Source organism: uncultured Marinococcus sp. (assembly GCF_947493875.1).
Taxonomy (GTDB): domain Bacteria; phylum Bacillota; class Bacilli; order Bacillales; family Marinococcaceae; genus Marinococcus.
Window position 1 is genome coordinate 131,730 of sequence record NZ_CANLSU010000005.1, and the last position, 12,830, is coordinate 144,559.

Annotated in this window: 10 protein-coding genes; 9 read left to right on the plus strand and 1 reads right to left on the minus strand. The window is 52.2% G+C overall.

Annotated elements, in window-relative coordinates; genetic code table 11:
* Positions 1 to 63 precede the first annotated feature (63 nt).
* The 3 genes from Q0757_RS11150 (at position 64) to Q0757_RS11160 (ending at position 3,136) form a co-directional block, all read left to right on the plus strand.
* Positions 64 to 1,101 carry a tripartite tricarboxylate transporter substrate binding protein gene (locus Q0757_RS11150; protein WP_298787313.1) on the plus strand — a complete coding sequence of 346 codons (1,038 nt, stop codon included), beginning with the start codon at positions 64 to 66 and terminating at the stop codon, positions 1,099 to 1,101.
* Between the two features lie 75 nt (positions 1,102 to 1,176).
* Complete coding sequence (locus Q0757_RS11155; RefSeq protein WP_298787315.1) at positions 1,177 to 1,635, plus strand: tripartite tricarboxylate transporter TctB family protein; 459 nt, start codon at positions 1,177 to 1,179, stop codon at positions 1,633 to 1,635.
* A 16-nt stretch (positions 1,636 to 1,651) separates the two neighbouring features.
* Positions 1,652 to 3,136: a tripartite tricarboxylate transporter permease gene (locus tag Q0757_RS11160; protein ID WP_298787317.1), complete on the plus strand. Its 1,485-nt coding sequence runs from the start codon at positions 1,652 to 1,654 to the stop codon at positions 3,134 to 3,136.
* A gap of 29 nt (positions 3,137 to 3,165) precedes the next feature.
* On the opposite strand, the gene Q0757_RS11165 is transcribed toward Q0757_RS11160, so the two are convergent.
* Positions 3,166 to 4,446 carry a Zn-dependent hydrolase gene (locus Q0757_RS11165; RefSeq protein ID WP_298787319.1) on the minus strand — a complete coding sequence of 427 codons (1,281 nt, stop codon included), beginning with the start codon at positions 4,444 to 4,446 and terminating at the stop codon, positions 3,166 to 3,168.
* 173 nt (positions 4,447 to 4,619) lie between these two features.
* Here Q0757_RS11165 and Q0757_RS11170 point away from each other — a divergent pair, with 173 nt between their 5' ends.
* The 6 genes from Q0757_RS11170 to Q0757_RS11195 all read left to right on the plus strand — a co-directional run bounded on the left by Q0757_RS11170 (position 4,620) and on the right by Q0757_RS11195 (position 12,818).
* Positions 4,620 to 5,996: an aminotransferase gene (locus Q0757_RS11170; protein WP_298787320.1), complete on the plus strand. Its 1,377-nt coding sequence runs from the start codon at positions 4,620 to 4,622 to the stop codon at positions 5,994 to 5,996.
* A gap of 204 nt (positions 5,997 to 6,200) precedes the next feature.
* Positions 6,201 to 7,088 carry a nitrilase-related carbon-nitrogen hydrolase gene (locus Q0757_RS11175; RefSeq protein ID WP_298787323.1) on the plus strand — a complete coding sequence of 296 codons (888 nt, stop codon included), beginning with the start codon at positions 6,201 to 6,203 and terminating at the stop codon, positions 7,086 to 7,088.
* Positions 7,089 to 7,108: 20 nt separating this feature from the next.
* Positions 7,109 to 8,482, plus strand: coding sequence for an NAD(P)-dependent oxidoreductase (locus Q0757_RS11180; protein WP_298787325.1), 1,374 nt, complete (start codon positions 7,109 to 7,111; stop codon positions 8,480 to 8,482).
* Positions 8,483 to 8,507: 25 nt separating this feature from the next.
* On the plus strand, positions 8,508 to 9,785 hold the full coding sequence (gene preA / locus Q0757_RS11185) for an NAD-dependent dihydropyrimidine dehydrogenase subunit PreA (protein WP_298787327.1): 1,278 nt from the start codon (positions 8,508 to 8,510) through the stop codon (positions 9,783 to 9,785).
* Positions 9,786 to 9,800: 15 nt separating this feature from the next.
* A complete protein-coding gene (hydA, locus tag Q0757_RS11190) occupies positions 9,801 to 11,222 on the plus strand; it encodes a dihydropyrimidinase (RefSeq protein WP_298787329.1) in 1,422 nt (473 codons plus the stop codon).
* Between the two features lie 126 nt (positions 11,223 to 11,348).
* A complete protein-coding gene (locus Q0757_RS11195; protein ID WP_298787331.1) occupies positions 11,349 to 12,818 on the plus strand; it encodes an NCS1 family transporter in 1,470 nt (489 codons plus the stop codon).
* Positions 12,819 to 12,830 lie beyond the last annotated feature (12 nt).

The window sequence follows — 12,830 nt, forward strand, 5'->3', positions numbered from 1 at the left end:
ACGGTTACATTTAAACTTTTTTTGGTTACGCTTACATCAATATAAAAAAGGGGGCTACATATTATGAAGCATTCGAAATATTGGATTGGTGCCGGAGTACTTTCGCTTAGCGTTTTAAGTGCCTGTGGAAGTGGCGGCGGGGACAGTTCATCAGGCGGCGATGGCGGCGGAGGCGAAGAAGAAAACTACGAGCCGGATTCCTCACTTGAAATTGTTGCACCCGCCGGTGCTGGCGGCGGATGGGACACCGTGGCCCGTTCCGCTGCTGAAGGCCTCGAAAAAGAAGGCATCGTTGATCAGGGTATCGGCGTCGTTAACCGGGAAGGCGGCGGCGGAGCCAACGGCTGGTCCTACATTTATAACCAGGAAGGCAACCCGGAATATTCCTTTGTAGCGTCTCCTCCCCTTCTTCTCGTGCCGCTGAACGGACAGTCGGAATACAACTATGAAGATTTCACCCCTCTGTCGAATATGATTGCCGACTACGGTGCGTTCGCTGTTACGGAGGATTCAGAGTGGAATGACTTAAATGACCTGTTTGAAGATATGAAGGAAAATCCGGATGACATTACCGTTGTTGGCGAATCCTCCCCGGGCAGCATGGACCATATGCAGTTTGCCAAAATTGCAGCCGGCGCCGGCGTTGATCCTTCGACGATTAAATACGTATCTGCCCAGGACGGCAGCGCCCTGACCAACCTCTTAAACGGCCAGGCGGATGTATATTCGACCGGCATTACAGAAACTGTCGAGCAGGTCAGAGCCGGAGATGTCAAAGTACTCGGCATTACAGCCGAAGAGCGTCTTGAAGGTGACACGGTCAGTGAATTCCCAACCGCTATGGAACAGGGCATCGAAGAAACATTCGTCAACTGGCGCGGATTTTTGGGACCGCCAAACATGAGTGATGCCGAAATTGCTTATTACGAAGAAACGTTTAAGGAACTCAGTGAATCTGAGTACTGGCAGGAAACGCGCCAGTCCTACGCCTGGGAAGAAAACTACATGGACAGCGAAGAATTTGAAGAATTTTTAGCTGAGGAAGAAGAATCCATGCAGGACCTGCTTGATGAAGTAGGCATCGACCGGGGCGGCGAGTAACAGCTTACGAAGGGCTCTGAACGTTCTGCGTCCAGAGCCTTCCTACATTAAAAGCAGTCGAAAGAGGTGACCCATATGCTTCGCTCCGCAAATAAAATTGTCAGCATAATTTTGATCGTAACTGCTGTTTTCTATTTGTACCTGGCCTTTCAGATTCCCGCTTTTGCTACGGGGATGATTACTGCATCCACTATGCCGAAAGCAGCCGGTTTTTTATTGATTGTACTCAGCATCTTTCTGTTTTTTATTAAAGAAGGCGAAGGTGAAGAAGACCGGGAAAAACGCAAGGAAGCTGGACAGCATATTTTTTACTTAGGAGGCGTGGCAGTAATGATTCTTATATATATTACTCTGCTTGAACCTATTGGCTTCATTTTAACGTCCACCATATTTATATTTCTGTGCAGCCTGTTCATGGGCTACCGGAAGCATATCATCAATGCTGTTACATCCATTGCCTTTCCTTTAACGCTTTATTTATTGTTTACACAGCTGTTAAATATAAGTCTGCCTCCGGGCATTCTGCCGCTGTAGAAAGGAGGTTGACCGCATGGGAACTTTTGACGGAATTTTAAGCGGCCTCAGTGTCGCTTTCAGTGTACAGGGAATGCTGTTTGTATTGATTGGCGTTTTCGCCGGAACATTTATTGGAATGATGCCCGGGCTTGGGCCGATCAGTGCAATCGCCATCATGATTCCGCTGACATACAATATGGATCCCACCGTTGCTCTCGTTCTGATGGCCGGTGTGTATTACGGCGCTGTGTTTGGAGGCTCCACCTCCTCCATTCTCTTGAATGCCCCGGGAATCTCGGGCACCGTCGCTACCGCTTTTGACGGCTACCCGATGGCCCAGAACGGCCAAGCGGGAAAAGCGCTTGCGATTGCAGCCATTTCCTCCTTTGCCGGCGGTACAGTGAGTGTTGTTCTGCTGATGCTGTTCGCTCCGCTTCTGGCAAGCGTCGCCATTGTGTTTGGCCCGCCCGAATACTTTGCCCTGATGCTGCTCGGGTTAACCGCGATAGCGAGCTTATCCGACGGCTCGACGATTAAAGCACTTATTTCGGCAGTACTCGGGCTCATGTTTGTCACCATTGGCATGGACAGCCAGACAGGAACGACGCGGTTTACATTCAATAATCCGAATCTGCTCGAAGGCATTGATTTTCTCGTGATCGCTCTAGGCTTGTTTGCCATTGCTGAAATCTGCAATCTGATTGTCAACCGGAAAAAGACACTTAAAAACCAGGGCAATATTGGAAGCCTGAAGCTTTCCAAACAGGACTTCAAGGACATGAGCGGTCCGATGACCCGTCAGTCCTTCCTTGGATTCCTTCTCGGGGTGCTCCCCGGGGCTGGTGCTACCATTGCGTCGTTTATCGGCTATATTACGGAAAAGAAAATCGCCAAACGTCCCGAGGAATTCGGGAAAGGCGCAGTGAAGGGTATCGCTGCTCCGGAAACCGCCAATAACGCCGCTACAAGTGGTGCGTTTGTACCTCTGCTCAGCCTCGGTATTCCCGGTTCCGGAACGACAGCCGTCCTGCTCGGCGCTCTGCTTGTACTGAATGTGCCGCCGGGGCCGCTGTTAATCGAAGAGCAGCCTGACCTGTTCTGGGGCGTTATCATCAGTATGTATATCGGCAACGTATTTCTGCTGATCCTGAACCTGCCGCTTATTCCATACATTGCTAAAGTGCTGTTGATTCCGCGCCCGATGCTGATTTCGCTCGTGATTATGTTCAGCATGATCGGGGTGTACTCCATCAGCTTCAGCACGTTTGACCTTTATTTACTGCTTGCGTTTGGTGTGCTCGGCTATTTGATGAAGCTGTACAATTTCCCGGCAGCCCCGCTGATTTTGGCATTTATCCTCGGCGGGATGATGGAGGAATCCTTCCGGCAGGCCATGACTATCGCCAATGACGATTTAACGGTCTTTTTCACCCGGCCGATCGCCCTCAGCATGATGATTGTCGCTCTTCTTTCCTTCCTCGTCCCAATCATTCGCCAGAAAAAGACAACCTCTGCATAAAAAAACCCGGGCTTTCCGGGTTTTTTGCGTCAGCTGTTGATTTTATCCGCTGCATGCTTCAGTTGATACTCCTTCATGTTTCCAGCAATCTGCTTCACTGTTTCATAGTAAAGCTTCGTACCTTCGATAATATCTTCATCTGTGCTGTACTCAAGCGGATTGTGGCTGATGCCGTCTTTGCAGCGCACAAAAATCATGCCGTAGTCGCACACCTTCGATATTGGCATCGCGTCATGAAACGGGCCGCTCATCAGCTTCGGCGCTTCCATCTTCAAGCGTCCGGCCTGCTCTGCCATGATACTCTGGATCCACTCTGCGCAGTATCTCGGATCGCTGTTTGTATCCTCCTGAATATCAAGCTCCAGGCCGTGCCTTGCGGCAATAGCTTCAAGCTCCACACGCAATTCGCTCTCGCACTCATTTCGCCGCTCAAGGTCAATATCGCGAAGATCGACCGTAAACTTTACTTCTTCGGGAATGATATTTCGGGAGTTCGGAAACACTTTTATGTTCCCAACCGTGCCGATCGTTGGGGCCGGCTGCCGTTTTCCGACAATGGTATTAAGCGCCGTTGTCGCCTCACTGGCACCCAGGAGGGCGTCCCGTCGGAGATGCATCGGCACAGATCCCGCGTGCCCCGCGAATCCTTTATAGGTGACCGTGAGCCAGAGCGGACCCGAGATCCCGGTTACAATACCCGCCGCTGCTCCTTTATCTTCAAGCACCGGGCCCTGTTCAATATGCATCTCCAGAAACGCGAAAAGCTGCTCAGGATCATAGGCAGCGAGATGAACCCGCTCCGGATCAAGCCCCATTTCTTCCAGCGCCTGCCGCCTTGTGATTCCGTCTTCATCTTCCCGTTCGAGCTCGCCTTCTTCAAGTTCGCCGATCAATCCGCGGGAGCCGAAAATCCCTTTATTAAACCGGGAGCCTTCTTCATCGCTGAAGGCGATCACCTCAATGGGCCCTTCAAATGTATAGCCTTCTTCCACCAGGGTCTGGACCGACTCCAGGGCACCAAGCACCCCTATGGCTCCGTCAAAGCGGCCGCCATAGGGCTGGCTGTCAATATGCGAGCCGAGCATAAAGATCGGGAGGGAAGAATCCCGGCCCTCCAGCCGGCCCATCAGGTTTCCCACTTCATCGATCCTCGTCGCAAGTCCGGCCTCTTTCATCCAGGACTCCACGAGAGCCATCCCCTCCTGGTCCTTCTTCGAATGGGCAAGCCTCCGCACGCCCGTTTCCCCAATCCGTCCAATCTCTGCAAGCTCATGCACGCGTGTCGTGAGACGTGCTGTATTAACTCCCATTGGTTCATCCCCTTCCAGACTTCATGCTTTTATTTTATCGGTTTTCTTTTCCCAGGGCGTACAACAAAATGTTAAATTATTCTGACTTCTTTTACACAATCTGTATCATGCTTTTTTCCGCCTTTCGAGCTACCATATTATTATGCAGGCATATGAAAGGAGCGTTTCACGACATGAATCATACCGATAAACAGACCGTTTCCGCAGAAAAAGAAATGCTTCTCGATCAGGATCGTGCCTTTTTATGGCACCATATGGCTCCTCACAATGATCACCCGGCTATTTTCACCGAAAGCGACAATGTGTATCTTACAGATATCGACGGCAACTCCTACATTGATGGGATGGCCGGACTCTGGTGTGTAAATGTTGGCCACGGAAGAACTTCCATCGCGGAAGCGGCGGCAAAGCAGCTCAGTACGATGCCCTTTACGCCCATGACCAACAGCCACAAGCCGGCCATTCAGCTGGCGGCAAAATTAAACGACTGGCTTGACGGCCACTACCGCATCTTTTTTTCCAATTCCGGCTCCGATGCCAACGAAGTCGCCTTTAAAATTGCCAGGCAGTATTTCACCCAGACCGGCAAGCCGAAAAAATATAAATTCATTTCCCGCTACCGGGCCTATCACGGAAATTCGATGGGTGCTCTGGGCGCAACCGGCCAGGCTGACCGGAAAGCAAGCTACGAGCCGGTCGCCGAAGGCTTCCGCCACGCAGCCCCGCCTTACTGCTACCGGTGTCCGTTTGGCAAAGAGCCGGACAGCTGCTCGCTCGAATGCGCTTCTTCCATTGAACAGACCATCATCTGGGAAGGCGCTGATACAGTCGCCGGAGTCATTGTGGAGCCGGTAATTACCGGTGGCGGCGTCATCACGCCGCCTGAGTCTTACCTGCAGAAGGTACAGGAAATCTGTCAAAAGCATGATGTTCTCTTAATAGTTGATGAAGTTATCTGCGGGTTTGGGCGGTCGGGAGAAGCCTTCGGCCATAAAAATTTCGGCGTGCAGCCTGACATCGTTACCATGGCGAAGGGGATAACGAGCGCCTACGCCCCTTTATCTGCTACAGCTGTTTCCAATGATTTATATGAATCGTTCAAATCCGGTGCTCCCCAAAGTCATTTCCGGCATGTGAATACCTTTGGAGGCAACCCGATGTCTTGTGCCGTCGCGCTCGAAAACATCGATATTCTCGAACGCGAAGACCTTGTCGCAAAAGCCAAAAGCACCGGCAGCTACCTACGGGAGCAGCTCGAATCCTTTCACCATTTCCCTGCCGTTGGAGACATCCGCACGTTCGGCCTGATGGCAGGCATCGAGCTTGTGAGCGATAAAATAACGAAGGAGCCGGCACCTCCGGAATTCATGCAGCAGGTGCTCGGCTACTGTAAACAGCACGGGGTCATGATCGGCAAAAACAGCGATACCGTTCCTGAGCATAACAACGTGTTAACCATCTCTCCCCCGTTTATTATTTCCCATGAACAGATTGATACAATCGTGGCGACGCTGCGTGAAGCAATTATCCACGCCTCACCGTCCGCCTGACCGCCTCCGGGTGGTCTTTTTATTTTCCGCTTAAAGTCGGTTTACTAATTTGTATGTAAGATTTTGTGACCGTCCCATCCCCTGCCGTACAAAGCTTATTTACATTTTGTCCAACAAGGTCCTCCATTATCCGACGGAATGTCACATGTTTTTTTCAGAAAATTCTATACTATTGAAAAAACAAACCGAAAGGGGATTGATTGCATGACAGATCAGGTCCGTATAGGAATCATCCAGGCTTCCAACGATGTCGAGGGCAGTGCTTCAGTTCAAGAGCATAAAGACAAAGCGATTGAAAAACATGTACGCATGGTTCGTGAGGCCGCCGCCAAAGGAGCACAGATTATCGGGCTTCAGGAAATATTCTACGGGCCTTATTTCTGCTCCGAACAGTCGATGAAGTGGTACGAAGCAGCCGAACAGGTTCCTGAAGGGCCAACTACAAGAATATTTCAGGATCTCGCTAAAGAGCTTGGCACCGTGATTGTGCTTCCTGTCTATGAACGCGAAGGCATCGCTGCTTATTATAATACCGCCGCCGTCATCGATGCAGACGGCTCGTACTTAGGAAAATACCGGAAAAATCATATCCCTCATGTTGCTGTCGGCAACGAAGGCTACGGTTTCTGGGAAAAATTCTATTTTAAACCGGGCAATCTCGGATATCCAGTATTTGACACGGCTTATGCGAAGGTCGGCGTCTACATCTGCTACGACCGGCACTTCCCGGAGGGCGCCCGGCTGTTGGGGCTGAACGGCGCCGAAGTGGTTTTCAATCCATCGGCTACAGTCGCCGGCACCTCCGAATACCTCTGGAAGCTCGAACAGCCGGCCCACGCCGTGGCGAACGGTTATTACCTGGCTGCGATCAACAGGGTCGGCTACGAAGCCCCGTGGAACATGGGTGAATTTTACGGCCAGTCCTACGTAGTGGACCCCCGTGGTGACTTTGTCAGCATCGCAAGCCGTGATCAGGATGAAGTTCTTGTCGCAGATATGGATAAAGAAATGATCCGGGAGGTGCGCAACGCCTGGCAGTTCTACCGCGACCGCCGGCCCGAAACATACGGATCCATGAGCGCCCTACTTTAAAACCCGAAAGGAGTTTTACCATGTCCAATCACCGCTCGGATGCATGGATTTCCACCGAACAGCTGCAGGAGAATTTCGCTGAAGTGAACAGCCCTCTTTCAACGACCCATGCGGTCAAGGAATCGAACCGCTGCCTGTTTTGCTACGACGCGCCCTGTATCCAGGCCTGTCCGACAGGCATAGACATTCCTTCTTTTATTAAAAAAATAGCCTCCGGCAATTTAAAAGGCTCCGCAGTCACTATTATGGATGCAAATCCCGTCGGAGCGAGCTGTGCACGTGTCTGCCCGACCGAGGAATTATGCGAGGGAGCCTGTGTATTAAACGGCGAATCAGAGCCGATCATGATTGGCGATCTGCAGCGCTACGCCACGGATTGGGCTATCCGCAATGAGCAGGTGCTGTTTGAAGCAGGCCCTTCGACGTCCAAACATGTCGCAATCGTCGGCAGCGGCCCCGCCGGTCTGGCAGCGGCCCGGGAGCTCGCCCGGTTTGGCCATCAGGTGACCATTTTTGAAGCCGACGACGAACCCGGGGGATTGAACCGTTACGGTATTGTTTCCTTCCGCCTCCCGGTTGATATCGTGCAATGGGAAATCAACCAGATTGTGAATATGGGCGTAACCATCCGCACGAACACCGCAGTCGGAAAAGACATTTCCCCGGAAGAGCTCCGGGAGCAGTTTGATTCCATCATTATCGCTGTCGGTATGGGAAGCGTTCCGGAGCTTCATATGGAAGGAGAGGACGCTTTCGGCGTATATGACGCTGTTGATTTTGTGCGTTCCACCAAAGACGGCACGTTTTCCAATAATCTTGCCGGCAAGCGGGTGGCCGTTATCGGCGCCGGCAACACGGCCGTTGACGCAGCCACCTGCTCGACCCGCCTCGGTGCTGAACACGTCAGTATCGTTTACAGACGGACGAAAAATGAAATGACCGCCTACCCGTTCGAATTTGAATTTGCCAAGCAGGACGGCATCGTCTTTCAATGGCTTACTTCCCCGGTGAAAATCGAAAAAAATGACCAGGGGCAAGTCAACGGTCTCGAATGCGTCCAGATGGAGCTTGGCGAAGCAGACCAGGACGGAAGGCAGCGACCAGTACCCATCCAGAATTCCAATTTTATGATGGATGTGGATGTCGTTATACGGGCCATCGGCCAGGAGCGGCTGCAGGATACAATTGCCATGTTCGGCCTTGATCACACGGACGGCGTTGTGACTGTCGACGCCTCCTACGCCGCTTCTGAACCAAACCATTTTGCCGTCGGGGACGTCGTATTTGGCAGCGGCCAGGGAGAAGCGATGGTTGTCAGTGCAGCGGAGCAGGGAAAGCAGGCAGCCTATACCATTCACCAGCAGCTTTCGGCAGATACTCAGGCAGCAGGCTGAATCATAATCTGAAAGGAGTGTTTTCATGGCAGATTTAACGACCAATGTCGCCGGCATCCGTTCCCCGAACCCCTTCTGGCTCGCATCCGCACCTCCAACCAACAGTGGGTACCAGGTACAGCGCGCTTTCGAAGCAGGCTGGGGCGGTGCTGTGTGGAAAACGATGGGTGACCCTATCCTGAACGTTTCCTCCCGTTTTTCCGCCGTGTCGTTCGGTGGAAACCAGGTAGCCGGATTCAATAATATTGAGCTGATTTCCGACCGGCCGCTTGAAGTGAACCTGCGGGAAATTGAAGAAACGAAACGTCTTTACCCGGAGCATGCAATTATCGGCTCATTAATGGTCGAACCGGACCGGGACAAGTGGCATGAAATCGTTAAAAGAGTCGAAGCAGCAGGGGTCGACGGCCTCGAACTCAACTTTGGCTGTCCTCACGGCATGGCCGAACGGGGAATGGGCTCAGCGTCCGGCCAGGTGCCGGAGCTCGTCCGCCAGCAGACGGCCTGGGTGAAAGAAGTAGCCCAGACGCCGGTGATCGTCAAACTAACACCGAACATTACAGACATTACGTTCACGGCTAAAGCCGCCGTCGAGGGCGGAGCCGACGCCGTCAGCATGATCAATACGATTAACAGCCTTTCCGGCGTCGACCTTGATTCCTGGAATACTATTCCGAACGTGGACGGCAAGGGTGCTCACGGCGGCTACTGCGGTCCCGCCGTTAAACCGATCGCTTTGAATATGGTCGGGGAATGCGCCAGAACGCCGGGCATCGACGTGCCTATTTCAGGCATGGGCGGCGTGTCCAGCTGGCAGGAAGCCGCGGAATTTATGCTGATGGGCGCTTCTAACGTCCAGGTGTGTACGGCGGCGATGCATCATGGCTTCCGTATTGTTGAAGATATGATCGACGGCCTCAGCAACTACATGGACGAAAAGGGTCTTGTCTTTCTCGACCAGCTGATCGGGCAGACCGTGCCGAAGTATTCCGACTGGGGCGACCTCGATCTTACCTACCGTGTTGCCGCTAAAATCAATAACGATGTCTGTATTAACTGCAACAAGTGCTACATTGCCTGTGAAGATACGTCCCATCAGTGCATCGATATGCTAAAGGATGAGGACGGCAACGATATACTGCGGGTGCGCGAGGATGACTGCGTCGGCTGTAATCTGTGCTCTATCGTCTGTCCGGTGGATGGCGCCATCGACATGGTCGAAGTCGCAAGAAAGGTCGGCGACGAACCGATGACATGGAACGAACGCCAGCAGCTGATGGCAGGTGCCGGATCTAATCAATAACAGGAGGAGATTATTTTGGCAAAAACGATTATCAAAAACGGAACCGTTGTAACAGCGAGCGATGAATACAAGGCAGATATTCTGATCGAAGATGAAAAAATCACAACTATCGGCAAGGATCTTCAGGAAGACGGGGCAGAAATTGTCGACGCCTCCGGCCAGTACATTTTCCCGGGAGGAGTGGATCCGCACACCCACCTCGAAATGCCGTTTGGAGGAACCGTCTCCAAGGATGACTTCGAAAGCGGCTCCATCGCTGCCGCTTTTGGCGGCACGACGAGCGTGATCGACTTCTGCCTGACAAGCAAGGACAGGCCGCTCAGCTCCTCCATTCAGGAATGGCACGATAAATCCCAGGGACGTTCCGTGATTGATTACGGCTTTCATTTGATGATTACTCAAATGAATGACGACGTGCTTGATCAGCTTCCTTCAATCATTCAAAACGACGGAATTACTTCCTTCAAGGTATTTATGGCCTACAAAAATGTGTTCCAGGCCGATGACGAAACGCTTTACCGCACGCTGCTTGCTGCCAAAGAGCTAGGAGCGCTCGTCATGGTCCATGCCGAAAACGGCGACGTGATTCAGCACTTAACAGAAGAAGCACTTGCTGCCGGAAACACCGAGCCTATTTACCATGCCCGCACCCGACCGTCCGAAATCGAAGGGGAAGCGACCGGCCGCGCGGCCCGCTTTACCGGGCTTGCCGACTCTCAGCTGTATGTTGTGCATGTTTCCTGCGCCGATGCCGCGGAAGAAATCCGCAAAGCACGACGTAAAGGTGCCAACGTCTGGGGTGAAACGTGCCCGCAGTACCTCGTGCTTGATGAAAGCTACATGGACCAGCCTGGATTTGAAGGCGCCAAGTATGTATGGAGCCCGCCGCTTCGTGAAAAATGGAATCAGGAGGAGCTATGGACGGCAATTAAAAATGGAGATCTGTCGACCATCGGATCCGATCAGTGCTCGTTTGACTTTAACGGCCAGAAGGACCTCGGTAAAGATGACTTTACAAAAATTCCAAACGGCGGCCCGATGATTGAAGACCGGATGAGTATTCTCTACTCGGAAGGAGTGGCCAAAGGAAGAATTTCGCGCCAGCAGTTTGTTGATATTACCTCGACGAAAAGCGCCAAGCTGTTCGGTCTCTATCCGGATAAAGGAACAATCGCCGTTGGCGCAGACGCTGACCTTGTGCTTTTCAATCCGGATGAAAGCCGGACTATTTCAGTCAAAACGCAGCACATGGCGGTTGATTATAACGCCTTTGAAGGCATGGAGGTGCAGGGCGTGATTGAGTCTACCATGGTACGCGGCCAGTTTGTTGTCCGCGACCGGAAGCTGGAGGCTGAACCTGGCTACGGGAAATACATGAAACGCAAGCCCTTCGCTTTAGGAAGCAGCCCTAAAACTGCTGCCTCCACGTCCGTTTAATGTAATCGGGGAACTCTTTTTCCCTCTCGTCCTCTGTTTCTTTAGGACTGGTGATCGTCCATGACGCTGGTGTGTTGTTTACCCGCAGGTAAAAATTTTAAGAAGCAGAAAGGATGACAATGACTCATGAAAGATAACAGCTACTTAAAATCTCCGGACCTGATGCCGGTGGGTCATGATAAACGAAAAATCAGCACCTTCGGCTTTGCCGTTATGTGGGTCGGGATGGCGGTCGTCCTGGCTGCCTTCGCCATTGGCGGAGAAGGCGTTTCCTCCCTTCCACTCGGCTGGGTCATCTTCGCTTCCCTGATCGGGTGTGTGGCTATCGGATTGTTTATTACAATCGTCGGGGATATTGGCATTGAACACGGGCTGTCCTTTCCTGTCTATATGAGGGCCCCCTTCGGTACGATCGGTACCCATCTGCCTTCTGTGACCAGGGGGATTGCCGCCTCCTTCTGGTTTGGGATCAACACATACTTCGGCTCTACCGCGATGAACGGCATTTTAAATATATTGACCGGCTTTGATAACTGGGCCGTCTGTTATGCTCTGTTTGCCGGCGCCCAGCTGGTCAATACGGCTATCGGCATCAAGGCCGTGGAACGATTTGCTGACTTTGCCGCTCCCGCGATCATCCTGATTTCGATATGGATGTACATTGTGCTTACCGGAGAGGCCTCCGCCCAGGGAACGAACGTATGGAACTGGGACGGCATCGAGGCCGGAGCCGGCTCTGCCGTAACTGCTTTTGTTATTGTTATTTTTGCCAACATGGGATTTTGGAGTACGCTCGCGACAGACATCCCTTCGCTGAGCCGTTTTATTAAAGCCCCGAAATATGAACGTAACTGGTTTAAAAGAAACCGCGGCACGATGGTTGGAAGCATGATCGCTCTTCCACTCGTGCAGACCTTCATGGTAGTCATCGGCGCCATCTGCTTTATTGCTCTCGGCAATTTTGATCCGGTCGTCGCTCTTCAGCAGACAGCCGGCGGACTCGTGCTCGCGGTGCTTCTGCTTATGATCGTGCTCGCCCAGTGGTCCACCAACACCAGTGCAAACGTTATTCCCGCAGCGACGATTTTTTCCAACGTCGGCGGGCCGAAAATCCCCTTCTTTGTTGGTGTGTTTATGGCAGGCATTATCGGGACTGCCGCCCAGCCGTGGCTGATTTTCAGTGTGCTTGATACCGTCCTTCTTGTAGTAGGCGGCGTCCTCTCCGCCGTCGTCGGTATTTTAGTATCAGACTACTATGTTCTGCGAAAACGCCGGGTGAACGTGCCGGACCTTTACAAGCATACCGGCCAGTATCGTTACTTTAAAGGAATCAACGCAGCCGGCCTGATTTCCTGGGCCGTCGGAGGTGCTGTCGCTATCTTCTTCATCAACTTTTCCTTTATTGCCGGGTTTGTTGCCGGCGGTGTCTGCTATTACTTCCTCGCCAAATACTGGTGGTTCAAAAAGTATAAGCAGGTGGAAATTGAAGATCCAAGCGACGATAAATACCTCGGCATCACCGTTGGAAGAGACTGGGAGGTCCCCGCAGACGAAGCAGAAGAAGAAGCCAAACCAGAAGTTGCCAGCATGAAATAGGAGGGGAGCTGC

Excerpts from the sequence above, each read along its gene's own strand:
- Q0757_RS11165 (WP_298787319.1), bottom strand. The coding sequence starts at position 4,446 with ATGGGAGTTAATACAGCACGTCTCACGACACGCGTGCATGAGCTTGCA.
- Q0757_RS11180 (WP_298787325.1), top strand. The coding sequence starts at position 7,109 with ATGTCCAATCACCGCTCGGATGCATGGATTTCCACCGAACAGCTGCAG.
- Q0757_RS11160 (WP_298787317.1), top strand. The coding sequence starts at position 1,652 with ATGGGAACTTTTGACGGAATTTTAAGCGGCCTCAGTGTCGCTTTCAGT.
- Q0757_RS11150 (WP_298787313.1), top strand. The coding sequence starts at position 64 with ATGAAGCATTCGAAATATTGGATTGGTGCCGGAGTACTTTCGCTTAGC.
- Q0757_RS11170 (WP_298787320.1), top strand. The coding sequence starts at position 4,620 with ATGAATCATACCGATAAACAGACCGTTTCCGCAGAAAAAGAAATGCTT.
- Q0757_RS11155 (WP_298787315.1), top strand. The coding sequence starts at position 1,177 with ATGCTTCGCTCCGCAAATAAAATTGTCAGCATAATTTTGATCGTAACT.
- Q0757_RS11175 (WP_298787323.1), top strand. The coding sequence starts at position 6,201 with ATGACAGATCAGGTCCGTATAGGAATCATCCAGGCTTCCAACGATGTC.
- preA (WP_298787327.1), top strand. The coding sequence starts at position 8,508 with ATGGCAGATTTAACGACCAATGTCGCCGGCATCCGTTCCCCGAACCCC.
- Q0757_RS11195 (WP_298787331.1), top strand. The coding sequence starts at position 11,349 with ATGAAAGATAACAGCTACTTAAAATCTCCGGACCTGATGCCGGTGGGT.